A 25,957-nucleotide genomic window follows, 5' to 3' on the forward strand; every position below is an offset into this window, starting at 1 on the left:
TAAATGTTTCATGATTGATTTTTGATAATTTGAAATTGATCGCTAGCCTTGAGACATTGTATTGCCTTGCATTTTTGATGGACTAAAATGCCTCATCTATTAATTCTTTACTCACCATCATTCCCGCCGCGGTACCCGCTGCCACCGCGTTTGCTACTGAACGTAACCGAGTTGTATTATCTCCGCAGGCAAACACGCCCTGAACGCTCGTCTTATACGCCGGATTTATTTTGATGTATCCGTCTTCATTTAATTCACATCCTAAAAATCGGGGAACCGGGCAATGTTGTATAAAAGGCAAACGTGTATAAAGAGCCGTGAGCGACGCCTTCCTCCCGCTCTTGAAGATGATGTGTTGAACGTATCCATGCGTGTGTTCCAAATGCAATATTTCATCTTCTACGATTGCGACATTGTACTGATGGATTTTTGCCGCTTGCTCAACGGTTAAAGTTGACTTTCCGTTCGTGTAAAGGGTGAGGTCGGCCGTCCAATTCGAAATAAGCGCAGAGAACTCATAGCCGTAGTGGCCGTTGCCCAATATGCCCGTTTTTTGTTTTTGCACTTCGTATCCATGACAATAAGGGCAGTGAATAACACTAATACCCCAGCAATCAGCAAGGCCTGGAACGTCGGGCATAATGTCCTTTATTCCTGTTGCAAAAATTAGCTTCTTCGCAGTGTAAATAGAACCGGCTTCTGTCCGAATTTGAAAACCATCTTTTGTTTCGGCGCCGTTTATCACCAGGCCGTTCACGAAGGTGACCGTATCGTACTGTAGTACTTGTTTCTTTCCAAGTGCAGCAATTTCATTTGGAGTATTTCCATCCTGCGTAAGAAAATTATGCGAGTGAGGCGTTTGCCGGTTGCACGGTTTTCCGCTATCAATAACAAGCACTTTTCTCAATGCCCTGCCCAGGGACATTGCGGCGGCAAGCCCTGAATAACTTCCGCCTACGATGATTACGTCGAAATTGTTGTTATGCATAGTTTATTGGCTTAAGAATTATTTATTGTTCTTTACCGAAAGTTGCCGGACGATAACGTCTATCAAGGGCACACCCGCAAAGACGATCCAGGGAACCAATACCAGCGTCAGTATCAGCGTTCTTATATACAAGGGAAAGGGAGACAGTAGCTCCGCAAAAAGGTAAAGAAACAGCGTGATGGAGGGATAAATGACTGTCCAAATCTTTAGCGATGCGATTAGTTTACTTTTTGTTTTCATGCCCGAACGTTTCTTTTGTTATCAATTTTTTCGATACAAAACTACCTCTCAAAGCAGGCGACGCGGCAGGACAATGACGCAGTTTGGTAGGACTTATTTGAAGTTCTGTCTGAACGCTTCGGGGGAATAAGAAGTATGCTTTCTGAAGAATCGAATAAAGTAGGAGATGTCTTCGTAGCCTAAACGATCGGCAATGTCTTTCACCTGGCTGGGCGTGGCGAGCAAGTATCGTTTTGCTTCCAGGATAATTTGCTCGTTTATTACTTCCAAAGCAGGCTTGCCGATGGTTGCCTTGGTAATGGCATTCAGTTGATACAAGGACAGGCGCATCAGCTCAGCGTATTGAGAGACTTGTTTCTGGCTGGTGATGTGAACGCTCAAGAGTTCCAAAAAATCTTCAAGACGTTCCTGCGCATAAGAGTTCGTTTTTTTTGTTAGGTCCTGAGAACCGCGGCTTTGCCGGATAAATTCTATAAAAAAAATATCGAGAGTAGCTCGTATCACTTCTATGTACCCCTCTTGCTTACTCGTGAACTCTTCCGAAACAAGGGTTAATAATGAGAACAATTTCTTGAACCGCGCCGTCTCAAGCTCGCAAAAGTTTTTTGCGCTTGCTTTTTTCAACCGTTGGTTTGGCTGGTTGTCGCTCGGGTGGTAAAACGTTGTATCGAACTCCATCAGGAAGCCCTGGCTTCCCGCGTTTAAATGAAGTTGATGAACCTGGCCCGGACGAAGAATGAAAATGGAATCGTCACTTATATTGTATCGAATAAAGTCAACCTCGTGCGTCCCTGCTCCTTTTTGCAAGGCAAGAACAAAGAAAAAGTCATGTTTATGAAGATCGTGAGATAAATCACTTCCATTCAGCAGCCCCGAAACATCGCGAATACTGAACCGGCCCAAACTACTTGATTCCTTGGTGGCCGCGGCAATGTGTCTGATCGGTATTGTATTCATCTTTTATTCTTTTGGCTGCAAACAGGGGGTAAGTTTTACGAAGGTTTGAACCTGTTTGCTCTGCTTCAAGCATAACGGTTCCTAACAAACTATTTTAAAGGTCGCTGTTTTCACGTGTCCTTTGTTTAAATATTCGTCTGGCTTTAAGAAGTGCAATTATTCTTTAATTATAGTTTCGTATCGGTGGACGTATACAGTTTGGATAAACTCACCTTCCGGATTTTGCGTTGGGTTTAAATGTGCGTTGTGCATGGTGATGAAGGTTGATTAAGTAAAACACCAGTGTAACTTCTTCCCATTTGTATTGATAAGTTTTAAAGATCTTTTTTATCAATGACTGTGGCAGACGGCTCCGCTAGTTAATGGCACAGAAGTCTGAGCCCCGTCAATCACTTCAAAATTTGCCATCGTGCCGGCCGCGTGGTATTCCAGTATGTGACAATGATACATCCATTTGCCGGGCCGGTTATCCGGCTACCGGTTTTGATTTTTGGGAACTTGTTACCTTTCTATTCTGCCGAACAACGGGAGTCTAAATTTTCGTTTTAAAAACTTGGGTCATGCGGGGATCCGCAGGAATGGTTTTTAAGTTCCTGCTAACCGCTGCGACAGCATTGTTTCCTGTTGTGGCCCTTGGTTCGTGATTCATTTCAATAATCACATACAGCGGTAACATTGTGACCAACGTGAGCACTTGTAAGGCAAAAGCAATCTTTTTCATTTGAATTTTTTTAGTTGTTTTTTGATGATGTAAAAGTAGACTCGCTCTCAGGCTGTTTCAGGACGGTATGGTGTCAGAAAAGGACAATCATTGAAAGCAAGAAACATCGGTTGGCTTAACTACAACGACGAATACCCTTTTCATGATTGTTGATTGAGTTGTAAGCGATTAAATAAGCCACTCTTATAAAGAGTGGCTTACAGTTTAAGCAACAGAAAGCTTACTTACTTGCAATTTTCACAAGCGTAATGGCTACCGCAGTTGCAGTTGTCGCAAGTGCAGTTGGGGTTGTCGCATTTCAGTTTGTCGTTTGGCGCAAGGCTGCGCAATCGGGATGCTAATTTCATGATTTTTTGTTTTACTTGTTTACGTGATTTTGATAAAACAAAACTAGTATCAGCGGAGCCGGTTGTTGTTACATCACTTTGGGTAAGAGTTACAGAACTTTGGGTTATAGCCTGTCAATCAGCTTGCGTTTTACGGAACCTACTTTCTTAAAGTGCGAAGGGGTAAGACCGGTAATTTGCTTGAACTGACTGGAGAGATGCGCCACGCTGCTGTAGTTCATTTCAAAGGCGATGGCGGCCAGCGTCATTTCGTTATACACGAGCAATTCTTTTACTTTCTCAATGCGCTGTTGGATAAAATAGTTTTCAACGGTGCGCCCTTCAACGGAAGAGAAAAGACTGCTCAAGTATGTGTACTCGTGATACAGATTTTGCGACAGGTAAGCCGAGAGATTCAATTTACTTTCCTTCTCATTCACTTCGCCTCTTGCTTTTTTTATAACGAGCTGCTTAACTTTTTCAACTAATCCGCTCGTTCGGTTATCGATCAGTTCAAGCCCGATTGCGGCAAGGCCGGACTTCAGTGAAACGTATTGTTGGTCTGAGAGCGGTTGTTCCAGGTAAATTTCGCCAACCGTCACTTTTTGGAACGGTACAGAAGCATTTGCCAAAACGTTCTCTACCGCCAGCAGGCAGCGGTGGCAGACCATGTTTTTAACGAGAAGAATGTTCGCCGACATAACTAACGTTAGGGTTTGGGAAGATTGAGAAAACGGCTAGGCAACCGAAGGACCGGCCGTCGTTGTGGCCGCAAAACTACAGAGGCAAGCCTGCGAACAAAAATAAACACCGGGGTTTCCGGATGTTGGATGGCCGCTGTTTTATCCAGTATCAGCATCCGGCAAACGGGATCGACAACGAAGGCTTCGGCGCTTGTATTTACCAACGCTGCTATTTCCATGTCATCACTAATGTTTTTAAAGCGGTGTTTCCCTTTCGGTTCAAACGTGAATGCAGACTTATCGCTGACGGCCAAAAGAAAGTCTTCTGAACACCAAAAATTGCCTGGCGTTGCCTTAGCAGCTATTCGGGACGTAAGGTTAATGACAGATCCAAAATAGCTGCCATTTCTTTTTAAGACCTTCCCGTAATGAAGTCCACCGTGAACCTGTAAAAAGTTCTCTTGCCTCGAGGCATTCGTCATAATCATGACGGCAGTGGAAAGTAAAAAATCGGATGATGCCGACACGATCATCACTTCGTCGCCGGTACGTTCTATTAGTTTACAGTCGCCAACCAGGCAACCTTGTACTATTTCCAAATACTTGTCAATGAGGTCTGCTGCAGAAACAGCACCGTGTGTTTCGGTAAGCGCCGTATAACCGGACAGGTCGGCCATTAAGACAGCAATGTTTTCTTCCATGACCATTGTTTTTTGAAGGCAACAATTCGTAGTCGGTAGTAACAAAGGGTCTGATTGCATGCTTAGGCTTAAGCCTTGGCGGTTGACTCCGGGGAACTCAGAGTACGGCTTTTTTGCGCTTTGAAAAGAAAAAGAAAGAACAAGCCGTCAACAACATCCACAACGAAACAAAAGGTTGGCCAATATCCCGGTACTCCGGTTTGTATGGGGACGCCTTTATGGTGAACTACATCCCACAGGCCGTGAAGTAGAATCCCGTAGGCTATTAATAAAACATTCCGGGTATAGCCAACAATTGCCAAAAAATATAAAATCAAAGCAACGCCTACTTCTAAGATAATTAAATTAACCGGGTTTCCCTTCAACGAAAAACCGACATAAATAAACGCAATCGCGACTAAATTGGTTGCCGCAATAAGCTTAACCGTGAAATACCGTGATAGCATCCGGCAAAGCAGAATGATCAAAACCGCAACAACAATTCCTGAAATTGATTCTATCAAAGTAGTTGGTTTGTCTTATGAAAGCTCTGAAAGCCGCAACTGTTAACAATGCAAAGGTGTTACGGTATCAAATGACGATATAAGACATACAGGTGTCAGAAACGGACAGGTTCAGGATCTGATTTCCTTTGCCAATAAATACAAACTTGTAAACTTGCGTACACAAGGATTAATAAATGCACATCTGCGTATTCAGTAGTCATCATCACGCTGATGCGGGAAGGCTCTAAAAGTATTAATGCAGGCTTCCAGTTCCTGTCCTTGTTGCTTTCGTTCAATCTGCATCGGGGCAAACCGTTAACAAGCAACCGCTGTTCGCTTCGTACAAAATTCAAATTCTTTATTGCTTCCGAAGTAACTCGTCGTATTGCAGTAACTCAATTGGCTCTCCATCATTGCCAACGTGAAAGATGCGTGCATTTAAATCGAACATTTCTTTTAATTCTTGCTCTACCCTGGCTACCGGGAACCATGATTTAATTTCCAGTGCGCCATTGTAGTGATATTGACGTACGTATTCAATTCGGTCGTATTCGGCCAAACGAAATGATTCACTGTGAAGGCTTATGCCTCGTAACGGGGCTGAATAAAATGCGATTTCAAGGTTCGGGAAACATTCGTGGAAACGATCTTGAACTTCTTCAATCGTCATTCGATCATTGATGTGCAAAAACATGGTTTTGAATTTAAGCAAATTGTAAATGAAAATGCCATAGCGACTTTGGTAGAATTTAAGCTCAATTAATGAGGCCTGATAAAAACTGGCAGATCCGCTACCCGGGCGGTATCTATTGAAGTTTGATGGTTTTTATATGTGTTTACGACTCGTACAATTCTTTCCATCGATTTTTTATTTAAAAGTACCGGTCTGTGACGGAAAAGGCCTGATGCCGATTAGGATGAACACTGATTGCTGTCAACAGAACTCAAATCGTAATGCCTTTATTTTATCTTTCAACTTTGCAGCAGGGTACACAATATGGTATTGAAAAAACAAACAGAAACAAGGTGGTTCACAGCCGTTGTCATCTTTTTATTCGTTTATTGCGGACTCCTGTTTTTCTTTCGTTCGGTATTGCTGAAACTTGAAACCGGCAATGGAAGTGTTTTAAAACCAGAACCCGGGCAGATCCTGGCCGTTGGATTTCTCATTCTTGTTTACCATTTTTCTTACCTTGGCTTGTATGCATTTTCCGCATTGGGAAACCGCCAAAAAGCTATGGCGTCTTTTTTAGCCGTTGTTATAAATCTTACCCTTTTGTATGGATTCAAACTTTGGTTTGACGCCATTTCCGAAAATCCTTTTCTGGGTTTTACTGACCGGAAGCTTCCCTGGTATGCCGAAGAGAAAACGAAGTTTCTTCTTGCCAACGGTCCTCTTCTTCTTTTTTTTATAATTGTATTTGCGTTTCGCCTGATAGCTATCGCACAGCGTAGATTTTCCGAAGCCGGTACTGCTGCATAATTCTCGTGCGCAGCTAAACAATAACCCTTTCACGAAAAATTGCATGGTCAGTTTGCCGGCTTATTCAAGATGCACAAGTCGTAAGGCAACGCCTTGTATTTCCCGCTAAATCTCTTGCCTGATAAACCTCATACCTATCGTTGACACTTGTCACAGAATTGTTAAAAAACCGAAAATAGTTTGCAGCCGATTTTAAATTAATTCATTAATGCAAACATCTTTCTTATGAGACAGTTTTTCAAAGCTCCTTACATCATCATAGTAATGTATGTATTAAGCATGGCCGTTATTGTTGCCTGCCGGCACGACGATCAACTTATCGAGTCATCTGCCGTTAGCGTCAAACGCGGAACTGCTGTATTGCTCCCGGGGAACATGACCACCGGCAACACAAACGAATGGAAGCTCGACAAAGTCCACTCCAACGTTATGTGGCAAACACGGTACATGGGCGCTGCGGGTTTACTCACGGGCCGCTTCAACCAGTTTGGGATGGCAAAAGTAACCGATGCCAAAGCCATTAACTATGTAACCACAGGCCAGCCTTTGGTGGATGCGGATTGGGCCTTTTACGAAAGCGATCCTTCCAAAACCTTCTTCAACGGGTATGTGCAAATAAACACCTCCAATACCGGCGAGCCGGGACGAGATAACGGATGCAACATTACCACGCTTGGCACGGTAGCCGTGGTAACCGGAACGCAGAATTTAACGCCGACAAACCTGGCTAAAATCGAGACAACAAAAGTTGAGTTCGATCCTTCCAGCGCAGGATACCTGGTAACGCTGAACCTGACGTTCAAAGGTGGGTTGACAGCACCGAAAACAATCAGCATTCCTGGTAAGCTTGCGTATGTTCCCCGTCAAACAGTTCAAATTGGCACCGCCGCAGGGTACGATGTGTTTGGCCTGCAACTTCAATTCCAATTCAGCTGCCGCGACTTTGGTATCACCAGCACCAGTGTAGCCGACAAAATCGAGATTGAGTGCAACATGAATTTCAACAACAAGTAAGCAACCTCTAAAATCTACAAAAATGAAAGCACTATACATCTCCGCGTGCCTTGTGCTCCTCGTAGGACTGGGCGCGGGATTAACCGGCTGCTACAAAGACATCATTACACAAGCAGACCCCGATGGCCCGCCAATGGCTGTAAGTTTTAAAGATGATCTGGTTCCGATCTTTTCGAAAAACTGCGCTCTTTCGGGCTGCCACGCCACTGGCGGTCACTCGCCTGATCTGACAACGGACAACGCTTACAAGTCGCTGAACAACGGCATCTACGTAAACACATTGATACCGAAGCAAAGCAAAGTTTACCAAATGATCAACGGCGAAATGAGCACTTACATTCCTTCACCGCTTGACAAAAAGAAAGTTTACGACTGGATACGAAACGGTGCGCCCAACAATTAATGACGTTAAAATCAAAAGACATGAAACTGCAATTCATTCATAAAACAAATGTCAGCCGGGCTGCTCTTTTCTTCCTGTCCATTTGCTTGGTTTGTGGCGTACAGGCACAAACAGACAGCACAACGGCACAAAGCAGCGCAGCGGCAGAAGCGCCGGCAGTCATAAAACCAAAGCCGGTGAAAAACACGTTCAACAGTGTTTGGATCATTGACAACCAAACCGTGATGGTGCCGGTGAAGAAGACTTTCGAGATGGACATCATGCACCGCTTTGGAACCGTTGGAAAAGGATATGAAAACTTCTGGGGTTTGTTTGCGCCGTCCAACATCCGCCTGGGCTTTAATTACTCGCCCCTCAACAAACTCTATGTTGGCTTCGGCATTACGAAGGACAACATGCTATGGGATTTCAATGCGAAGTACGCCATCATCAAACAAACTAACGGTCTTTACCCCGTGAGTGTAACCTACTACACCAATGCGGCGTATGATTCAAGAAAAGACCCGGACAACAGTTTGTTCCGAACCGAGGCTTTGAAAGAAAAAGGTGACTTTCTTGCAAAAAGATTGGGCGCTTCGCCTGACAGGTTTAAGTTCTTTCACCAACTCATTATCGCAAGAAAGATTACTGAGAAGTTGTCAATACAAGTGGCGCCAAGCGTAACACACCAAAACGCTGTAAACGGTTATTACAAATACGTTGACAGCGCGACAAAGGTGGTAGCGGGACAGATGAAGCACGACCATTTCGCAATCGCTTTCTCCGGACGTTACAAGTTGACAACCGTAACAAACATCATTGTCAATTACGACCAGCCTCTCACCAAACACGTGGTGAATAACCCGGCGCCAAACATTTCGCTCGGCTTTGAGTTTACTACCAGCAACCACGCCTTCCAGGTGTTCATGGGAAACTATTCGTACCTAAACCCGGCACGGAACAATCTTGAAAATCAGAACAGCATGTGGACTGGTAAAGCGTTTCATTCACCTATTACCATTAAGCAATTCCTGATTGGCTTCAACGTAACCAGGTTATGGAACTATTAATCCGTTAACCTTTGCCTCCATGAAGTCCTGAGTGTGTCACTTGGGACTTCTCTTTTTGTGCTAAAACATCGCCTCTCATGCCGGTTTCTTTTCCAAAAAAAGCGTTCAACTTGCTTCTATTGTTTGTTTTGCTATACGCTTGCAAACAGGGACCGCAAACGGCCCATGAACAGGCAAGGGCGCACATGAACGAACAGCATCCGTCAAAGCCCGGTTCGTCTTTTGAAGACACGCTTACAATCAACACAAAAGCCGCTGTTTTTTTTGAACCCGACAGTTTGCAGCTCCAAAAAATAAAAGCGGTAACCGACAAAGGGGTTTTCAAAAGCAGTGAGCACGAATACTTTTATCAAATCAGAAACGCACATCAGTTTTTGAAAACAAATTGGCCGCGACTTAAAATCGTAGAAGCAAGGAACGTTCGCTTCCTGCTTTTTAAAAAAGCAGACAATACAACAACACTTATTGATTTGAACAAACAAGATCCCTCCGGGCTGTTTGTTTTTGACGTACACCAAGCGCCGTTGCTAATTGACATGATGAACATTGATACCGGAGTGCCTGATTATTTTTCTAACAAAAGGCAAATGCAATCGAAGCATTGACGGGTGCAAAGTCATTGCCAGCGGTGATGATTGTCATAAAGATGTCAGGATGCCCTGAATAAGTTTGTTCCGCCTCTTAGATAACACGATTTCTAAATCAAATTACCGTTTATGAAAAAGAATACCATTCTTTTAGCCGGATTAACTGTTGTGCTGGCAAGTTTTACAGCGTTGCCAAACGATCCCTGGCCGGTTCCGGACAAGTTCAGCAAAATGCCCAATCCCGTTAAATCCGATGCAACGTCATTGGCCACGGGAAAAGAGATTTGGGCAAAAGACTGCCAGTCTTGTCACGGCAAATTGGGCAAGGGCGACGGTTCCAAAGCCGCTCAATTAAAAACCCTGCCCAATGACTTTACCAAAGCAGATGTACAGGGACAGAGCGATGGCGCTTTGTTTTACAAAACGAACGAAGGACGCGGAGACATGCCTTCTTTCAAAAAGAAAATCAGCGACCCGGAAGAAATCTGGTCTGTAGTTAATTACATCCGCACGTTCAAAAAATAATAGTTTGAACGCAGTTGGCTGTAGCGCCGGACTTAAACCAAGTCCGGCTTTTTTATAAATGACAACAATCACTGCCAGGCCTGACCAAGGTTGCAAAACCTGCTTCTTTACTCGCCTACTTTCACTTACACAATCAAATTATTTATGGGAACGCAAACTAAACCACTCTCCCGCAAAAAATTTCTTTCCTGGGGATTGGGCATCTCCTCGCTTTTGACTGTACCTGCTTTTTTACGCTCTTCCAATAAAAAAAAGGAAACAAAGACCGTGAAGATGCTAACGCAAGACGGCAAGCTCGTAACGGTTGATATAGCGGCCATTCCCGACAAGAAAAAGAAAATTGCACCCGAAGACATACATACCTGGATTACTGAAAAAAAATCCACGCTCTAATCAAACCATAGCAAATGAAAAAAGAACTTTCCAGGAGAGAACTTATTGCAACAGGCCTTTTGGCCGGGTTAGCGGTCAGCTGTAACAAAGCCGGTGTCTTTACACCCGAAGACAACTCGGTGTTGCCATCGGGTGAAAAAGTAAAACTTCTGTCTGTTGATGGAGACGTAATTGAGGTTGATAAAGCTTTTTTGAAACCGGTACCTGATTTACCAACCGTCAGCAACTCCGCGGCCCGAATGGGCATTGCCGGCAAAAGCTTCGTGATGGTGATTGACCTGTCGCGTTGTAAAAACCTCAAGAAGTGCCAATCGGCCTGCAACCACATGCACCACATTCACCCAGGGCAAAACTGGATCAAGGTGCACCCAATGCAAGAAGGCGAACACACCGCAAAATTCTGGCAACCCACTACGTGTATGCATTGCGACGAACCGCCTTGCACCAAGGTATGTCCTGTTGATGCCACCTTCAAGCGAGAGGACGGCATTGTATTGATTGACGCGGATCGTTGTATCGGCTGCCGTTTTTGCATGGCCGCCTGTCCTTATTCCACAAGGGTGTTTAATTGGGAAGAGCCGGGTGTAACCGAAGACATAAAAAATCTTTGCTACTCACCGGAAACCAGCGTGCCGCAAAAAATAGGCACGGTGGGAAAATGCGATTTCTGTCCCGATATGGTGCGTCACGGCGAATTGCCGCATTGCGTGCAGGCTTGTCCGAACGGCGTGTTCTTCTTCGGCGACATGAACGAAGACACCGTTACCAACGGTGCGGAAACGTTCCGCTTCAGCGAATTGGTACGCGACAAAGCAGGTTATCGGCTGATGGAAGATTTGGGCACCAAGCCCCGCGTTTATTATCTGCCGCCCGTCAATCGCAACTTCCCCTTTGAAGTGGGACTGGAAAACGAAAAACAAAAAAGTTAACTAAAACACTTTACCGTGAATACGTCAACTGCTTTATCACCGGAACGAATCACCGCTGATTTGCTGCCTCAAAAATTTGGCCGCCGCGGAATGATTTGGGTTTCTATTCTTCTTGCCTTTTGTTTGGTTGGTGCCTTTGCTTATTACCGCCAATTAACCCGGGGTCTCTCCGTCACCAACATGGGCGACTATGTTTCCTGGGGCATTTACATTTCCAACTTCGTGTTCTTCGTAGCCATTAGCCTTGTCGGTTCGCTTATCACCGCTGTGTTGCGCCTCGCCAACGTACACTGGAGCACACCGCTCACACGCATTGCCGAAATCATTGCGGTATCGGCCATTGTGTTTGCGTCCATTATCATCATTGTTGACATGGGCCGGCCAGACAGGTTTTACAATCTTTTTCTCTATGGCCGTATTCAGTCGCCTATTATGTGGGACGTGATTGTGATTACAACTTATTTTTTCATCTCGCTGTTGCTGCTTTACTTTCCCTTGTTGCCCGATTTAAAAATTCTGCTGGCGAACAAAGCCGCACAACCAAAATGGCTGACAAAGATGTACACCGTTTTGGGAACGTTCTGGCGGGGTACAGCACAACAAATCAGGATCAGCGACAAAGCCATCAACATTCTTTGTATTACCATCATACCCGTTGCCTTTTGCATTCACACCGTAACCTCATGGCTGTTTGCAACCACCTATCGTCCCGGCTGGGACAGCACCAATTTTGGCGCTTATTTTATTTCTGGTGCTTTTCTGGTTGGCGCCGGCGCCGTGGTAGTAGCCATGTATGTTTTCCGACGCTATTACAAGCTGGAAAAATACATCACCGAAATACACTTTGAAAAAATGGGCCGCATCGTTGTGATGCTTGCTTTGCTCTACCTCTACTTCAACGTAAACGAATACCTGGTGCCTGCCTTTAAAATGAAACGTACGGAAGACGAGCACCTGACAACGCTTTTTGCAGGTGAGTTTGCGCCGCTTTTTTGGTTTGCCATTTTGGTAGGCATGATCTTGCCAATTTGCATTCTTGTGTTTAAAGCCGGACGCAAACCCTTGCCGATGTTTATTGCAGGAATCATGGTGGTGGTGGGTGCGTGGTTCAAACGCTACCTGATTGTAACGCCTACGCTGCTGCATCCATTCCTGCCCATGCACGATGCGCCGGCAAACTATCATCACTATTTCCCCAGTTGGGAAGAATGGGCCATTGCATTGGGTTCGCTTGCCGGCGCACTGCTGGTGATCACCTTCTTTGCCCGGGTGTTTCCTATCATTCCTATTCAAGAAACAATTACCGAAGATGAAAAAGCTGCATAAACCAAAACCCATTTGTCTTGCGCTTGCGCTTGCATTTTGCACTGTGCTTTTTGCCCAGGGAGAAAAGCCGGAGCTTTCCGTGAACCTGCGCTACTTCAACCAGAACGGGTCGTTGCAATACCTGAAAGTGAAAACAATGGTAAAGGAAGACAACAAACTGCAACCCGTAACAGGCGCTGTGCTGAACTTATATCTGGACGAAGCAAATGCCGATAACCTCATTGGCAAAGTGAAAACCGATGAGAAAGGAGAAGCCAAAAGCATTGTTCCGCCATCGCTAAAAGACAAATGGGCAACGGCAACGAATCACAAGTTCATCGCCGTTTCAGAAAAAACAAAAAAGTTTGACGAAAGCACAACGGAACTGGCAATTACAAAGGCCAAAATTGTGCTGGACACACTAAACGAAGACGGCACAAGAAAAGTAACCGCACACGTACTTGCGTTTGACAGCAGCGGCTGGGTGCCGGAAAAAGGTGTGGAATTGAAAATTGGTGTACGTCGTCTTGGCGGTGATTTAAAAGTTGGTGAAGAAGAAACTTATACCACGGACTCAACGGGCGGCGCAAGCGGTGAATTTAAACTCATAAATCTCCCTGCGATAGATGGCAAAAACAACATTGTGCTGGTGGCCAAAACAGAAGACAACGAACAATACGGCAATCTTTCTTTCGAGAAAACCGTTCCCTGGGGACAGTTCAAAAAGAGCGAAACAAATTTTGACAAACGTTCTTTGTGGGGAACAAGAAACAAGGCACCGTATTGGCTTCTTCTGATGGCAGGCTCTATCATGGCCGGTGTGTGGGCCGTGATTTTTTACCTTATTTTTCAAATCAGAAAGATTAAGAAGATCGGCAAGGGAACACAGCCCCAAACAGCTTCGCCCCTGCCGCAGAAAAAAGAACAGGCATTGACCAAAGCATAAATCATGCTTTGATATTTTCTACACAAAAAAATCGAAAGGTTATTTTGATTGTGTGATCCCAAAAACAAGCGCCTGCAACTTGCAAGGCGTTTTGTTTTTGGGATCACAACCGGAATAATTTTGAAACTGTCAACTTTATTCAAAGCATTTGCCGTACTGAAATTTGTACTTATCGTTGCCATGCTTTTTTCCTCTACTACTGCGAGAATGTTGGATAGTAATACGTACCGTATTACACCACTGCCATCGAAAGGAACAATTCAAGAGAGAGAGAGAACGGTATAAATGTCTTGCGACGGGTTCAACACCTATCGGGCATTTAGCCGAAGGAATGCTGCCGTTGTCATCATCCCAAAGCCAGTTTTTAGCGCACCGTTTAATTGCCCATTAAGCACTTGGGTTTGCTGAATTATCATGATGTTTTGCTTGAATCCTGGTTAGGATGGTTTCGTGGCGAAATGCATCCCTGCCAACGTTGTTGCAATCTGATGCGAAGAAATGATTTTAACAAGAATTGGTTCAAACATGCTTATGCAAAAGCTTCAGATGGTCTCTTATAAATTTAACGTAGCCGCCCTCACCTTTTTTCTTTACATCAACTCATTTCATTGATGTTTATCAATGTTATTTCTTGTTCTATGGCAATGGACTAAGGCCTTGTTGCGCGGTAGATTTGCCGTACCAAACCAACTTGTAATAAAGCTTCTACAAAACCGGTACAGAAAATAAACTGTTTCGCCGGAAGACAGAGCCAAATGAAGGATTTGGATTTGAAGTCAGGAATTCAACTCTATGAAGAATTAACTGAGAAGCCCATTGATAAAGAAGAAATCAAAAAAACAAGGAGTAACAACATGAACAACTTATCAGCATTCAATAGATTCACCAACGAACTGAAAGAGCAGGATGAACTGATGCCCGTTCTTTTTATCGGCCACGGCTCACCAATGAACGGAATTGAAGACAATGAATTCAGTCAACGCTGGAAAGCCATGGCCAAAGAAATACCCGTGCCGAAAGCTGCATTGGTCATATCAGCACATTGGTTAAGCAAAGGCACAAGAATTACGGCTATGGATTTCCCTAAAACCATTCACGATTTCGGTGGTTTTCCGCAGGAATTGTTTGATGTGCAATACCCGGCTCCCGGCGATGTTCAATTGGCAAGAGAAACCAAATCCATCATTTCATCAACACAAGTTGAACTGGATCATGACTGGGGATTGGATCATGGCGCATGGACCATCATTCGCCACATGTATCCTGAAGCGAACATTCCGGTTTTGCAATTGAGCATTGATTACACAAAAGGCCCGCAATACCATTATGATTTGGCAAAGGAAATCTACAGCTTAAGAAAGAAAGGTGTATTAATCATTGGCAGCGGCAACATGGTTCACAATTTAAGGATGGTAGCATGGGATAAATTAAACGAAAACGAATACGGTTATGATTGGGCTTTGCAGATGAATGAAAAGTTTAAAGATCTTATCGGCAACGGCAAACACGATCAATTGATCAATTATCAATCGCTTGGAAGAGAGGCTTTGTTATCAATCCCAACGCCCGAGCACTATTGGCCCTTGCTTTACACATTATCGTTGAAAGGAAACAAGGATGATGTTTCTTTCTTTAACGATAAAGCAGTCGGTGGTTCGCTTACGATGACTTCAGTGAAGTTTGGATAAAACCTGCCGGTACCGCGATTCAAAACGGATTTCGAAACAACTTTTACTGGTTGCATCATCTCCTGACGGTTAATCGCTCATTCTTTTTCTTGCTTCCACCAGCCAGAAGAATTCATCCAAAAAGGTTTTGGCTCTCCTGTCGCTTGCTTCCTTATCAACGGGAACGCCGTTTTCGTCGTACGAATTTTGTACAGTGGGAACGCGAAAGACAGCCGGCGTAACCAGGGCTCCAATTCTTACAAATAAAAACGCCAGCGAAGGGCCCACTTGTGCGCCACCAAATGAACCCGCAGAAACCGTGGATAATCCAACAGGCTTTCGCTTCCATTCCGGGTACAAAAGATCAATGGCATTCTTTAAAGCAGCGGGATAGCCGCCGTTGTATTCCGGAGTTACCACGATAACGCCTTCGGCTTTGATGATCCTTTCTGCAAACTGTAAAACGTTTGCAGGAGGATCTTTCATATAACGCAAGCGTTCATCAAACACCGGAAATTTATACTCACAAAGGTCAATCAGGTCAACGGTTGCCAAATTGTTTTCCTTAATGTAGTTGTTCAAAAACAAGGCAACCCTTTGACTGTTTCGGCCAATGCGAACGCTTGAGGAAACTAAAGCAATGTTGTACATGTTCTTTGCTTTCGATTTTTTGTAAGCACTTACAGAGCAGCAATCTTTGCGTTGAAAGCATCCATCACTCTTGATGAAAAGATCAACGCCGCACCCGCATTGATGGCAACGGCTACACTTAATGCTTCTACGATTTCTTCTTTCGTCGCACCTTGTTTGATAGCGGCATCGGTGTGTGTTACAATACAGCCGTCACATTGCCGGGTAACGGCAACGGCCAGTGCAATCAGTTCTCTTACTTTGGCACCTAACAGGTTTGTCGAATTCCCCGCATTGGTCAGTTCGCGGTAGCCTTTTACTACGTCATGGTTGGTTCGCCCGATTTCTATAACCCGTTGTTGAATTTGTTTTTGATATTCATTCCAATCAAGCATCATGGCTTTTGATTTAGAGATAAAAGTGTTTGAGTTAAAAAGGATTTTGATTTCACTGAGCCAGGTAACCGCCGTCCACATTGTAATACGATCCGGTTACAAACGATGCTTTATCCGAGTTAAGCCAGAGCGCAAGGCTGGCTACTTCTTCGGCTTTGCCAAGGCGGCCCATCGGATGAAACCCTACAAGAGATTTCATAGTAGCGTCGTCCAGCGAATTGGTGAGCAGGGGCGTTAAAATATAGCCCGGCCCAATTGCGTTTACGCGGATGTTTTGCGCAGCGTATTCCAGCGCCGCCGTTTCGGTAAGTCCCACCACGCCGTGTTTCGCGGCCACGTAGGCGCAGGAGCCTTTGGTACCAACTTTGGCCAGAATAGAGGCCATGTTTACAATGCTGCCGCCGCCGGCCTTGAGCATGGCCGGAATTTGATAACGAAGACCGTAAAACACGCCGGAAAGATTAATCGAAATAACTTTCTCCCACCCGTCAAGAGGATAATCGCCAACAGGGCCAAGAGGGCCGCCAATGCCGGCGTTATTCACGGCAATGTGCAATCCGCCAAATTGTTGAACGGCCGTCTCCACAAGCTGCTTGTTGTCATCCGGCTTTGACGAATCGGCTTTGGCGAAAATAGCTTGTCCGCCTTGCGATTTAATTTCTTGTACCACTTCGTTGCCGCCTTTTTCGCCGATGTCGGAAACCACCACTTTTGCGCCTTCGGCAGCATACAAAAGAGCAATGGCTTTGCCAATGCCTGAACCTGCGCCGGTAACAATGGCGACTTTGTTTTCCAAAATTTTCATAAACTAATTTTTACTGGTTAATTTTTTTTCGCAAACGGTGCGTGTCTTAAATACCTAATCAGAATAACGGGTTTGACATTCCTTTCAAAAGCTAAGTTTCGACGTTCATGGTCAAAACAGAATTCAATACTTTTTCATTGAAGTCAACTTGGTAAAAAATGCAAGCAGGATCGTGTTTTCGTTTGGATTACGCTTTGTTCTGCGCTGGCTTTTGACAGGAATACTGCAAAGAAATTTTGATGCAGGAGTTTTGTGTCTTGAAGTTACAACGCTTTAAAATACTTGCGCATGTTTTCTGTGTACGCTCAATCAATTAACTTGACCCCAAAAAAGTGAGAAGCGTCATTAACAGGAAATCACAGATAAAGACATCGGCTCTTTTTGCACTTGTGCTTTGCGGCTCGCAAATTCTGTCTGCGCAACAATCCAGTAGAAAGGAAGATAACACACCAAGATACTTTCATGCCTGGGCGCCCACACCGCCGATGGGGTGGAACAGTTGGGATTGTTTTGGACCGACGGTTACGGAAGCCGAAGTAAAAGCAAACGCCGACTACATGGCCGCACACTTAAGAGATTACGGCTGGCAATACATTGTCGTTGACATTCGCTGGTACGTAGCCAATGACAAGGCGCACGGTTACAACGAAAAAGATCCGCAGTACAACATGGATGAATGGGGGCGTTTTCAACCCGCCGTCAACCGTTTTCCTTCCGCAGCCGGCGGCGAAGGCTTTAAACCGCTGGCCGATTACCTGCACAAAAAAGGATTGAAGTTTGGCATTCACATCATGCGCGGTGTACCGGTAGAAGCCGTGAAGAAAAATCTGCCGATAAAAGGAACAACAAAAACAGCAGGGGACATTTTTTCCGAGAAAGACCAGTGTAAATGGTTGCACGATATGTATACCGTTTTGCCGGACAAAGAAGGTGCGCAGGAATACTACAATGCACTCTTTGAAATGTATGCTTCGTGGGGACTTGATTTTGTAAAAGTGGACGATCTCTCCTCTCCTATTTATTTCGCCGGTGAAGTGGAAATGATTCGCAAAGCGATAGACCGCACGGGACGAAAAATTGTCTTGAGTACATCGCCGGGCGAAACGCCGATGGCGCATGCCGAACACGTAAAGCAACACGCAAACATGTGGCGTACCGTTGGCGATTTTTGGGACAACTGGAAACAACTGAAAGAACATTTTGAAGTGTTTGACCGCTGGAACAAGTGGCGCAGCTACGGCGCATATCCCGATGGCGACATGTTGCCGCTTGGCCGTATCGGCATTCGCGCCGAACGCGGTAATCCGCGAATGACAACTTTTACAAAAGACGAGCAAATAACGTTGATGACGTTGTGGTGCATCTTTAAATCGCCGCTGATGTTTGGCGGCAATCTTCCCGATAACGACGACTTCACACTTTCCTTGCTTACCAATAAAAATGTTTTGGCTGTTTTAAACAAAAGCACCAACAACCGTCCGCTTTTTAACGAAGCAACCAAAGCCGCATGGACAGCCGACGAACCGGGAACGGGTGCAAAATATCTTGCGGTGTTTAACAAAGCTGATAATCCTTCGGCAATTGAAATAAGTTTACAAGATATTGGGCTGAATTCGACGTACACCGTAACCGATTTATGGAGCGGGAAAAAGCTTGACAATGCGAGTGGAAAATTTGCGCCGGCAATTAACGCACATGGCGCGGGTTTGTACAAGCTGGTGATGAAAAAACAATAAGCAGCATTATTCTTGTTACCGGCTCTTTCGACAAACAATATTATCCGGAAATTAAGAACGGTTAAACACCGAAGATTCGCGAACAACAAGCGTTGACGGAAGGGTTGTGTTTTCGTTTAGAAGGCTGTAATTTCTTTTCCCCAAAAGATTGAACAATGCGGTAGCCGCAGCCTCTCCCATTTCGAAAGCCGGTTGCGTAACAGTGGTCAAAGACGGACGCAAAATAGGCGCCGCTTCCCAATTGGAAAAGCTTACTATTTTAACAGCCTCCGGAATGGAAAGGTTTAAATTTTTACACGCTAAATAAACAGGCGTCGTAAGTTTTTCCACCGAAGCAATGATGCCATCGGGGCGATTGTTTGCTTTAAGTATTTTCAATAAAAGAGCGTAGTTTTTTTCATTGTCGTCGCAGCAGGCTATTACGTTTGCGCCGCTGTGTGTTTGTCCGTGGTCGAACAGGGCTTGCTTGTAGCCTTCCATGCGTTTGTTGATGATGTGCAGGTGCTCGGAAATGGAAAGGTAAGCGATTTTCTTACAGCCTTGTTGCAACAAATGATGTGTCGCTTCGTAACAACTTTCAAAATCATTGGTCGTAATTTTCGCCGTATGCACGTTCTCCAGCACACGGTCAAAAAAAACAACCGGAATCTTTTTTGCCATCGTTTCCTCCACGTGATTTTCGTTTGCCGTTTCACTGGAAACCGAAAGCAAAACACCGTCCACGCGGCCACTTGAAAAGTCGTTTAAAATGGCTTTTTCCCGTTCAAAGCTTTCGTATGTGAGATACACCAATACGTGATAGCCTTTTTCTCGTGCTACCGACTCAATGCCCTTGATGGCACGTGAAAAATAACTGTCCATTACTTCGGGAATCACAACGCCGATGGTGTTGCTTTTTTTTCGCCGCAGGCTGCTTGCGTAAGGGTTGGGAATGTAATGAAGTTGCTCGGCCAACTGCAAAACTTTTGTTTTGGTTTGCTCGCTGATTTCGTAGCTGTCGCGAAGCGCTTTTGATACGGTGCCTTTGGAAAGGTTCAATCGTTTGGCGAGTTCATTGATGTTGATGTTGCTCATAAACGGAAAGCGAAATGGTGCGCTTTGACCGAAACCGGTTTCGTAAATATAGTTTCATTTTTTGAGCCGCTGCTTTGAAATAAAATTCAAATTAGCTGCACAATTGAACACCGTTGCTACGGCCATAGCAAGGTGTCAAACGACGAATACACACACAGCGGGCTTCTTCTCACACGACCCGCAACAACGAAAAGGGCAAACCAACGATTTACTTATATGAATGAAAAATCAAGCGCCGCGCCGCTTAAAAGCCTTGACGAATGGGAAGAGGACGTTCTTCGCCGCTATCCCGATCCGGATTCCATTGCAAAGGAAAAGACGGTTGACGAATACCGCAATTACGAAGCGCCTGTTCGCGACACGGTGAAAGAATTCTACCGGCTCAATCACACGCATCAAACCTTCGATTTTGTACAACAAAAGCGCAACGAGTTTCTCTCCTTCAGCAAAGCGCAAATGACCGTTTGGGATGCCTTTGAATTTTTAAATCAATTGGTTGATGATTCCGATCCCGATACGGATTTAAGCCAATTGCAACACCTCTTGCAAACCTCGGAATCCATTCGCGCCGACGGTCATCCTGATTGGATGGTACTCACCGGATTGATGCACGACATGGGCAAGGTTTTGTGTCTCTTTGGCGAACCGCAATGGGCCGTTGTAGGCGATACGTTTCCCGTGGGTTGCGCTTATTCCAACAAAGTTGTTTACCCCGAATTTTTTCAGCAAAACCCCGACTACGCAAACCCAACATTCAGTACGCAACTCGGCGTTTACGAAAAAGGCTGCGGGCTTCGGAACGTTACCATGTCGTGGGGCCACGACGAATACGTGTACCAAATGCTGAAAGATTACATTCCTGAAGAAGGATTGTACATGCTGCGCTATCATTCGTTTTATGCCTGGCACCGCGAAGGCGCATACGATTATTTGCTTGATAGCCATGACCGCGACATGCTCAAATGGGTGCAACTTTTTAATCCATATGATTTGTACTCGAAAAATCCAACCCCTCCCAACTGGAACGAGTTGAAGCCTTACTACGAAAGCCTCGTGAAAAAATATCTTCCGGCTGAATTAAAGTTTTAAGCGAACGGACTCGAATTTCTACGTTTCTTGCGACGATGGCTTCGACAAGCCTTAACCCCACTGCGCAACCACAGGTTTCACAGGTTTTTTATTGACTGATTTAAAAAAAGGTTTTTATGAGAAGACAACTTGATTATTTGGTAAGGAACAAAGCGCACATCTTGCTTCTGCTCCTTTTTGCGGCCCCGTTCTATGCCTGGACGCAATCAAAAGAAATCAAAGGCATCGTCAAAGACGACAAAGGTGCCGGCATTGCCGGCGCAACCATTACCGTAAAAGGAAAAGGCCGCAGCAAGGCTTCCGAGGCGTCTGGCACTTTCAGCATCCAGGCTGCCGAAGGCGAAACCCTGGTGTTTAGTGCTGTTGGTTACAGCACCGTTGAGGTGCCTGTGACCAGGGAAAACGATTACACCGTTTCGATGAGCACAGCGTCAAATACTTTGAGTGATGTGGTGATTGTGGGTTACGGCAGCAGTTCACGCCGAACGCTGACGACTTCCGTTACAACCGTGAAACCCGAAGAACTTAACCGCGGCGCCATTGCCGATGTGGGTCAACTGCTGCAGGGCAAAGTGCCCGGCCTAAACATTACAGCCAGCGGCGATCCAAACCGTTCGGCGGCTGTTATTTTGCGTGGCGCTTCCACCATCAACAGTCCCGGCGGACCGTACTACGTAATTGACGGTGTGCCCGGCGCGGACATTGCCACCATTGCTCCCGACGACGTTGCCTCCATTGATGTATTGAAGGACGCAGCAGCAACCGCCATTTACGGCAACCGTGCAGCCAACGGTGTCATCATTGTTACCACAAAACGCGGCCGCAAAGGACAAACACAGATTTCTTACAATGGCTATGTTGGTGTTGAGAGTGTATCGGGACAGTTAAAGATGATGGACGCAAGTCAACTGCGCTCCTTTCTTGCAAAAAACAATTTATCCTTTACCCCGGCCGATGACAAGGGAGCCAATACTGACTGGCAAAAAGCGGTCGAACGCGATAATGCCCTTTCTACCAATCATAACTTGTCGTTTAGTGGTGGCAGTGAACATGGCACCTACAGCGCCAGTGTGAACTACATCCAAAAGCAAGGCATTTTAAAAGGCAGCGACTTGGAACGTTTTATTGGCCGTCTGTCCATGGAACAATATGCGCTGAACGACCGCGTGAAATTTGGCTTAACCGTTACTAACAGCACGAGCAATGCAAACGACATTGCTTACCGCAACACCGTGCTGTTACAATCGGCTTTGTATCTGCCAGTATCTCCTATCATGAATGCTGACGGGACCTATTTTGAAAACCTGACTAAGCAGAATTATTACAATCCTGTGGCCATGATGAAGAACAGCCAGGCAAACAACAAGTACAGCACCACGATCGGCAATTTTACCACGCAGGTAAAACTTCCGTGGGGATTGAGCTATGATTTGAGCCTGAGTTATCAGCGCTATAATTATCTAAACAGTTCTTACCTCGATAAATATTTTACGTCGAATTACAACAATATGTATGACAACCCGGACCCGACAACCTATGGTCACGGTTTGCAATCATTTGGCACAAATGGACAGGCTTATCGCGGCGCTTATCAAAGTACACAAAACATATTGGAAACATTTTTCACCTGGCAGCGAAAGTTTGGTGCGCACAGCATCAACGCCGTGTTGGGTTATTCCTGGCAGCAAAATATCAACAACGACGGCGTGCAGGCCAGCAGCACCAACTTTACGGTGGACAACACCGGCTACCTGAACTTTGCGCTGAGCAATCCTTACGCGATTCCTTCCTTCCGCATTAACCTTGGCGGTGGCGCTTACCAGAAGATCCGTTCCATCTCAGACTTCGCAAGGCTGAATTATAATTTCAAAGAGAAGTACTTGTTGCAGGCTTCTATTCGCAGAGACGGCGGTTCGGTGTTTGGCGCCAACAAGCAATGGGGATATTTTCCTGCTGCGGCTGTGGCCTGGCGTATGAGCCAGGAAGATTTTATGCGCAATCAAACAATTTTCAATGACTTGAAATTGCGGGCCAGTTACGGCGTTACCGGCAACTCGCTTGGCTTCGATCCGTTGACGGCAAAATTCAGTTCGGGAAGCCTTGGCACTTTTTATTACAACGGTGTATTGACCGCTGCCTACGGGCCTGTACATGCCGCAAATCCTGATTTGGAATGGGAAAAAATTACAACGACAAACATCGGTTTTGACTTTACTCTCTTAAAAGGAAAACTGAACGGCACGCTGGATTGGTACAACAAAAACACCACCAACATGATTTACAATTACAAGGTTGATCCGATGTTGGTGCCGGTGGGTAACATTACGGCAAATGGTGGCAGCATTAACAACAAAGGCATCGAATTAAGCTTGAATTATTCGCCGGTAAGCACCAAAAACTTTATGTGGACGACAAGAGTAAACCTGGCGCACAACGTGAATAAAATTACCAGCCTGAGTAATCCCTCTTTCATTGGCGGCGATTCGGTGGCCGTTGCTTTTCCCGAAGGCGCAGGCCAATCGGGTAGTTCGCTGGAGTTGCTGAAAGTGGGCCATCCCGTTGGCCAGTTCTTCACCTTTCAATACGCAGGTAAAAATTCTGCGGGTGTATCGCAATACGTAGCGGCTGATGGTAAAACGCTTACGACAACACCCATTCGCGGAACCGATTATCATTACCTCGGCGATGCACAGCCTAAACTTTTGTTGGGTTGGAACAATACGTTCCGCTACAAAACATTCGACCTGAATATTTTTATTCGCGGTGTGTTTGGCAACAAAATATTCAACGCGACAAAAGCTGATTTGTTCCGTCCCAATACGGCGCAGTACACCAACATCCTTGTATCGGCTGGGGATGAATCAACCGCCGACTACAATGCTTATCGCTATTCCGATCGTTTCATTGAAAGCGGCAGCTATGTTCGCTTTGATAACGCTACGCTTGGTTACAGTTTCAAGCAATTCAATCAGTACATAAAGTCGTTCCGGGTTTATGCTTCGGTGAACAATTTATTCGTTATCACTAAGTTTACCGGCGTTGATCCGGAAGTGAATCAGGGCGGTATTGCACCGGGCGTTGATTACAACAACTTCTATCCAAAAACAAGAACCGTGTTGTTGGGTGTAAACGTATCATTCTAAAAAAGCTAAACGAATTATATGAAAAAGATGATAAAACAGGTAGGCTTGCCGATTCTCGTTGTGAGTTTGCTTTCTTCCTGTCATAAAATTGATTTACCGGTAACATCAGAATTAACCCCGGATGTATTCCCCAAGGATTCATCGCAATTCGTGCAAACCACGGGTCCCGCTTACGTGGCGCTGCGCGGAAACTGGGCAACCGAATATTTCTTTCAGCAATCCGAAAGCACGGACGAAATGATCCTGCCGGCCTATGGCGGCAACTGGTTTGACGGTGCGCAGAACCAGCAGATGCATTATCACAGCTGGAACCGCGACAACGGTTATGTAAACGGCAACTGGGCTTGGCTCACAACCATCGTGGGTACTTGCAATCAGGCTATTTCAATCCTTACGGCAAACATGCCCGAAGGCGCTACAAAGCGCATGTATTTGGCAGAGATGAAAATGGTGCGGGCCCTGACATATTTTATGTTGATGGACAATTACGGCAACGTACCGATTGTTACAACCTACGGCGACTTTTCGCCGAAGCCCAATACACCAAGAGCGCAGGTGTTTAGTTTTATCGAATCAGAAATTAACGCCGCACTGCCTGACTTGAGCACAGTGAACGACATCACAACATATGGCCGGCCAACAAAGTGGATGGCTTATGCGCTTCTTGCAAAAATGTACTTGAACGCCCAGTATTATACCGGTGCGGCTAAATGGAATGAATGCATTGCGGCTTGCGACGCCGTCATTAACTCGGGTAAGTTTTCTCTCGCATCTATGGCAAACTACTTAGTGATGTTTTATCCCACGAATGGTCCCACATCGCCGGGCAGCAAGGAAGAATTTATTTTCGCGATTCCCTTTGATGCTACGGCAAGCGGTTTCCTGGGTCGTTCTGCCAATTACAAGGCCCGTTACGATGTGCCGCGGTCAATGGGTAAAGTGGCGGCCGGTGCGGGTTACAATTATTTCAACATTCCTTACGTACCGGGCGGCCCGGCGGCTACGCTCCCCGAGTTCTACGCCAACTTTAATGACCCGAACGATGTTCGCAACAAGCAATGGTTAACAGGGCCACAATTTCAACGCGACGGTGTAACGCCGATTACCATCACCACGACAAATCTTGGCTACGACCAGTTTTATACAGGGCCTAATCCCAATGCCTCTTACACGTTCCAGTTAAACCTGAGACCCAACATTACGTTACGTCAAAGCGTTGCTTCTTTCGACGTAGGCAATGATGAAATTGCCTGGACAACCGGTTACCGCAACATCAAGTTTTACCCCGATGCAACATCCACATCGCGTAACCAGAACAACGACATACCGGTGTTTCGTTACAGCGATATTATCCTGATGAAAGCCGAGGCTATTTTACGCGGCGGTACGGCTACGTTGGGCCAGAGCGCTTTGTCACTCGTGAACATGCTGCGTGCACAACGAAGCACATCGGCGCCTTGGGCAGCCGTAACGCTGGACGATATTTATGCAGAAAGAGGCCGCGAATTTGCCTGGGAAGGCTGGCGTCGCAACGACATGATTCGTTACGGGAAATATGAAGGCAGTTGGGGCTTTAAAACCAACGCAGATACCTATCGCCGCATCTTTCCCATTCCGACGAATGCCTTTGCGGTAAACAGTGCGCTGGTGCAAAATCCCGGATATTGATTCGCGTTTTCATCG

27 protein-coding genes and 1 pseudogene are annotated in these 25,957 nt (G+C 45.5%); 15 read left to right on the forward strand and 13 right to left on the reverse strand.

What is annotated here, in order from left to right; genetic code table 11:
- Positions 1-82: 82 nt before the first annotated feature.
- From FSB75_RS06295 to FSB75_RS06335, 9 genes and pseudogenes are all read right to left on the reverse strand, one after another.
- Complete coding sequence (locus FSB75_RS06295) at positions 83-988, reverse strand: NAD(P)/FAD-dependent oxidoreductase (protein WP_146784399.1); 906 nt, start codon at positions 986-988, stop codon at positions 83-85.
- An 18-nt stretch (positions 989-1,006) separates the two neighbouring features.
- Entirely contained in the window at positions 1,007-1,228 is a 222-nt protein-coding gene (locus FSB75_RS06300) for a hypothetical protein (protein WP_146784402.1), read from the reverse strand.
- A gap of 93 nt (positions 1,229-1,321) precedes the next feature.
- Entirely contained in the window at positions 1,322-2,185 is an 864-nt protein-coding gene (locus FSB75_RS06305) for an AraC family transcriptional regulator (protein WP_146784405.1), read from the reverse strand.
- Between the two features lie 330 nt (positions 2,186-2,515).
- Positions 2,516-2,641 (reverse strand): annotated as a pseudogene (locus FSB75_RS06310) (multicopper oxidase domain-containing protein); the annotation flags it as partial.
- A gap of 76 nt (positions 2,642-2,717) precedes the next feature.
- Positions 2,718-2,906 (reverse strand): hypothetical protein, encoded by a 189-nt coding sequence (locus FSB75_RS06315; RefSeq protein WP_146784408.1) that lies wholly within the window; start codon positions 2,904-2,906, stop codon positions 2,718-2,720.
- A gap of 451 nt (positions 2,907-3,357) precedes the next feature.
- Positions 3,358-3,933, reverse strand: coding sequence for a helix-turn-helix domain-containing protein (locus FSB75_RS06320; RefSeq protein ID WP_146784411.1), 576 nt, complete (start codon positions 3,931-3,933; stop codon positions 3,358-3,360).
- Positions 3,934-3,941: 8 nt separating this feature from the next.
- Positions 3,942-4,616, reverse strand: coding sequence for an adenylate/guanylate cyclase domain-containing protein (locus FSB75_RS06325; protein WP_172623076.1), 675 nt, complete (start codon positions 4,614-4,616; stop codon positions 3,942-3,944).
- 68 nt (positions 4,617-4,684) lie between these two features.
- Complete coding sequence (locus tag FSB75_RS06330) at positions 4,685-5,119, reverse strand: DUF6010 family protein (RefSeq protein ID WP_146784417.1); 435 nt, start codon at positions 5,117-5,119, stop codon at positions 4,685-4,687.
- 340 nt (positions 5,120-5,459) lie between these two features.
- Positions 5,460-5,795 (reverse strand): hypothetical protein, encoded by a 336-nt coding sequence (locus FSB75_RS06335; RefSeq protein WP_146784419.1) that lies wholly within the window; start codon positions 5,793-5,795, stop codon positions 5,460-5,462.
- 309 nt (positions 5,796-6,104) lie between these two features.
- Between FSB75_RS06335 and FSB75_RS06340 the strand changes: the two genes are divergently transcribed.
- The 11 genes from FSB75_RS06340 to ygiD all read left to right on the forward strand — a co-directional run bounded on the left by FSB75_RS06340 (position 6,105) and on the right by ygiD (position 15,423).
- A complete protein-coding gene (locus FSB75_RS06340) occupies positions 6,105-6,584 on the forward strand; it encodes a hypothetical protein (RefSeq protein ID WP_146784422.1) in 480 nt (159 codons plus the stop codon).
- 225 nt (positions 6,585-6,809) lie between these two features.
- A complete protein-coding gene (locus FSB75_RS06345) occupies positions 6,810-7,598 on the forward strand; it encodes a YceI family protein (protein ID WP_146784426.1) in 789 nt (262 codons plus the stop codon).
- 22 nt (positions 7,599-7,620) lie between these two features.
- On the forward strand, positions 7,621-8,001 hold the full coding sequence (locus FSB75_RS06350) for a cytochrome c (RefSeq protein WP_146784430.1): 381 nt from the start codon (positions 7,621-7,623) through the stop codon (positions 7,999-8,001).
- A gap of 20 nt (positions 8,002-8,021) precedes the next feature.
- On the forward strand, positions 8,022-9,050 hold the full coding sequence (locus tag FSB75_RS06355) for a DUF5777 family beta-barrel protein (RefSeq protein ID WP_146784433.1): 1,029 nt from the start codon (positions 8,022-8,024) through the stop codon (positions 9,048-9,050).
- 77 nt (positions 9,051-9,127) lie between these two features.
- Complete coding sequence (locus tag FSB75_RS06360) at positions 9,128-9,655, forward strand: hypothetical protein (RefSeq protein ID WP_146784436.1); 528 nt, start codon at positions 9,128-9,130, stop codon at positions 9,653-9,655.
- Between the two features lie 111 nt (positions 9,656-9,766).
- Positions 9,767-10,162, forward strand: coding sequence for a c-type cytochrome (locus FSB75_RS06365; RefSeq protein ID WP_146784439.1), 396 nt, complete (start codon positions 9,767-9,769; stop codon positions 10,160-10,162).
- Between the two features lie 144 nt (positions 10,163-10,306).
- Positions 10,307-10,555 carry a hypothetical protein gene (locus tag FSB75_RS06370; protein ID WP_146784441.1) on the forward strand — a complete coding sequence of 83 codons (249 nt, stop codon included), beginning with the start codon at positions 10,307-10,309 and terminating at the stop codon, positions 10,553-10,555.
- 14 nt (positions 10,556-10,569) lie between these two features.
- Positions 10,570-11,484 (forward strand): 4Fe-4S dicluster domain-containing protein, encoded by a 915-nt coding sequence (locus FSB75_RS06375; protein WP_146784443.1) that lies wholly within the window; start codon positions 10,570-10,572, stop codon positions 11,482-11,484.
- A 15-nt stretch (positions 11,485-11,499) separates the two neighbouring features.
- A complete protein-coding gene (gene nrfD, locus FSB75_RS06380; protein ID WP_227990798.1) occupies positions 11,500-12,810 on the forward strand; it encodes an NrfD/PsrC family molybdoenzyme membrane anchor subunit in 1,311 nt (436 codons plus the stop codon).
- Positions 12,794-13,735 (forward strand): hypothetical protein, encoded by a 942-nt coding sequence (locus tag FSB75_RS06385; protein ID WP_146784446.1) that lies wholly within the window; start codon positions 12,794-12,796, stop codon positions 13,733-13,735. The genes nrfD and FSB75_RS06385 overlap by 17 nt, the downstream gene beginning before the upstream one ends.
- 755 nt (positions 13,736-14,490) lie before the next feature.
- Positions 14,491-15,423 carry a 4,5-DOPA-extradiol-dioxygenase gene (gene ygiD / locus FSB75_RS06390; RefSeq protein ID WP_227990800.1) on the forward strand — a complete coding sequence of 311 codons (933 nt, stop codon included), beginning with the start codon at positions 14,491-14,493 and terminating at the stop codon, positions 15,421-15,423.
- A 69-nt stretch (positions 15,424-15,492) separates the two neighbouring features.
- On the opposite strand, the gene FSB75_RS06395 is transcribed toward ygiD, so the two are convergent.
- Genes FSB75_RS06395 through FSB75_RS06405 form a run of 3 tightly spaced genes read right to left on the reverse strand, consistent with a single transcriptional unit; the run spans position 15,493 to position 17,232 of the window.
- Entirely contained in the window at positions 15,493-16,053 is a 561-nt protein-coding gene (locus FSB75_RS06395) for an NADPH-dependent FMN reductase (protein ID WP_146784449.1), read from the reverse strand.
- Positions 16,054-16,082: 29 nt separating this feature from the next.
- Positions 16,083-16,430: a carboxymuconolactone decarboxylase family protein gene (locus tag FSB75_RS06400; protein ID WP_227990801.1), complete on the reverse strand. Its 348-nt coding sequence runs from the start codon at positions 16,428-16,430 to the stop codon at positions 16,083-16,085.
- 49 nt (positions 16,431-16,479) lie between these two features.
- Positions 16,480-17,232, reverse strand: coding sequence for an SDR family NAD(P)-dependent oxidoreductase (locus tag FSB75_RS06405; RefSeq protein ID WP_146784451.1), 753 nt, complete (start codon positions 17,230-17,232; stop codon positions 16,480-16,482).
- Between the two features lie 332 nt (positions 17,233-17,564).
- On the opposite strand from FSB75_RS06405, the gene FSB75_RS06410 reads away from it, so the two are divergent.
- The gene (locus FSB75_RS06410) at positions 17,565-18,968 is read left to right on the forward strand and encodes a glycoside hydrolase family 27 protein (RefSeq protein WP_227990802.1); all 1,404 of its coding nucleotides are present in this window, start codon (positions 17,565-17,567) and stop codon (positions 18,966-18,968) included.
- Between the two features lie 51 nt (positions 18,969-19,019).
- On the opposite strand, the gene FSB75_RS06415 is transcribed toward FSB75_RS06410, so the two are convergent.
- Positions 19,020-20,042 carry a LacI family DNA-binding transcriptional regulator gene (locus FSB75_RS06415; RefSeq protein WP_146784454.1) on the reverse strand — a complete coding sequence of 341 codons (1,023 nt, stop codon included), beginning with the start codon at positions 20,040-20,042 and terminating at the stop codon, positions 19,020-19,022.
- Between the two features lie 216 nt (positions 20,043-20,258).
- On the opposite strand from FSB75_RS06415, the gene FSB75_RS06420 reads away from it, so the two are divergent.
- The 3 genes from FSB75_RS06420 (at position 20,259) to FSB75_RS06430 (ending at position 25,942) form a co-directional block, all read left to right on the forward strand.
- Positions 20,259-21,131 (forward strand): inositol oxygenase family protein, encoded by an 873-nt coding sequence (locus tag FSB75_RS06420; protein ID WP_146784457.1) that lies wholly within the window; start codon positions 20,259-20,261, stop codon positions 21,129-21,131.
- A 116-nt stretch (positions 21,132-21,247) separates the two neighbouring features.
- The gene (locus FSB75_RS06425) at positions 21,248-24,274 is read left to right on the forward strand and encodes a SusC/RagA family TonB-linked outer membrane protein (protein WP_146784460.1); all 3,027 of its coding nucleotides are present in this window, start codon (positions 21,248-21,250) and stop codon (positions 24,272-24,274) included.
- Between the two features lie 18 nt (positions 24,275-24,292).
- Positions 24,293-25,942, forward strand: a complete 1,650-nt coding sequence (locus FSB75_RS06430) for a RagB/SusD family nutrient uptake outer membrane protein (protein ID WP_146784463.1) — start codon at positions 24,293-24,295, stop codon at positions 25,940-25,942.
- Positions 25,943-25,957: the final 15 nt, after the last annotated feature.

Origin of the sequence: Flavisolibacter ginsenosidimutans, assembly GCF_007970805.1 — a bacterium.
Taxonomy (GTDB): Bacteria; Bacteroidota; Bacteroidia; order Chitinophagales; family Chitinophagaceae; genus Flavisolibacter; species Flavisolibacter ginsenosidimutans.

Bases quoted from the DNA above. Each gene is read 5' to 3' on its own strand.
- FSB75_RS06360 (WP_146784436.1), top strand. From the start codon at position 9,128: ATGCCGGTTTCTTTTCCAAAAAAAGCGTTCAACTTGCTTCTATTGTTT.
- FSB75_RS06385 (WP_146784446.1), top strand. From the start codon at position 12,794: ATGAAAAAGCTGCATAAACCAAAACCCATTTGTCTTGCGCTTGCGCTT.
- FSB75_RS06420 (WP_146784457.1), top strand. From the start codon at position 20,259: ATGAATGAAAAATCAAGCGCCGCGCCGCTTAAAAGCCTTGACGAATGG.
- ygiD (WP_227990800.1), top strand. From the start codon at position 14,491: ATGAAGGATTTGGATTTGAAGTCAGGAATTCAACTCTATGAAGAATTA.
- FSB75_RS06320 (WP_146784411.1), bottom strand. From the start codon at position 3,933: ATGTCGGCGAACATTCTTCTCGTTAAAAACATGGTCTGCCACCGCTGC.
- FSB75_RS06335 (WP_146784419.1), bottom strand. From the start codon at position 5,795: ATGTTTTTGCACATCAATGATCGAATGACGATTGAAGAAGTTCAAGAT.
- FSB75_RS06315 (WP_146784408.1), bottom strand. From the start codon at position 2,906: ATGAAAAAGATTGCTTTTGCCTTACAAGTGCTCACGTTGGTCACAATG.
- FSB75_RS06375 (WP_146784443.1), top strand. From the start codon at position 10,570: ATGAAAAAAGAACTTTCCAGGAGAGAACTTATTGCAACAGGCCTTTTG.
- FSB75_RS06400 (WP_227990801.1), bottom strand. From the start codon at position 16,430: ATGATGCTTGATTGGAATGAATATCAAAAACAAATTCAACAACGGGTT.
- FSB75_RS06430 (WP_146784463.1), top strand. From the start codon at position 24,293: ATGAAAAAGATGATAAAACAGGTAGGCTTGCCGATTCTCGTTGTGAGT.
- FSB75_RS06415 (WP_146784454.1), bottom strand. From the start codon at position 20,042: ATGAGCAACATCAACATCAATGAACTCGCCAAACGATTGAACCTTTCC.
- FSB75_RS06405 (WP_146784451.1), bottom strand. From the start codon at position 17,232: ATGAAAATTTTGGAAAACAAAGTCGCCATTGTTACCGGCGCAGGTTCA.
- FSB75_RS06395 (WP_146784449.1), bottom strand. From the start codon at position 16,053: ATGTACAACATTGCTTTAGTTTCCTCAAGCGTTCGCATTGGCCGAAAC.
- FSB75_RS06295 (WP_146784399.1), bottom strand. From the start codon at position 988: ATGCATAACAACAATTTCGACGTAATCATCGTAGGCGGAAGTTATTCA.
- FSB75_RS06345 (WP_146784426.1), top strand. From the start codon at position 6,810: ATGAGACAGTTTTTCAAAGCTCCTTACATCATCATAGTAATGTATGTA.
- FSB75_RS06305 (WP_146784405.1), bottom strand. From the start codon at position 2,185: ATGAATACAATACCGATCAGACACATTGCCGCGGCCACCAAGGAATCA.
- FSB75_RS06300 (WP_146784402.1), bottom strand. From the start codon at position 1,228: ATGAAAACAAAAAGTAAACTAATCGCATCGCTAAAGATTTGGACAGTC.
- FSB75_RS06355 (WP_146784433.1), top strand. From the start codon at position 8,022: ATGAAACTGCAATTCATTCATAAAACAAATGTCAGCCGGGCTGCTCTT.
- FSB75_RS06370 (WP_146784441.1), top strand. From the start codon at position 10,307: ATGGGAACGCAAACTAAACCACTCTCCCGCAAAAAATTTCTTTCCTGG.
- FSB75_RS06325 (WP_172623076.1), bottom strand. From the start codon at position 4,616: ATGGAAGAAAACATTGCTGTCTTAATGGCCGACCTGTCCGGTTATACG.
- FSB75_RS06425 (WP_146784460.1), top strand. From the start codon at position 21,248: ATGAGAAGACAACTTGATTATTTGGTAAGGAACAAAGCGCACATCTTG.
- FSB75_RS06350 (WP_146784430.1), top strand. From the start codon at position 7,621: ATGAAAGCACTATACATCTCCGCGTGCCTTGTGCTCCTCGTAGGACTG.
- FSB75_RS06365 (WP_146784439.1), top strand. From the start codon at position 9,767: ATGAAAAAGAATACCATTCTTTTAGCCGGATTAACTGTTGTGCTGGCA.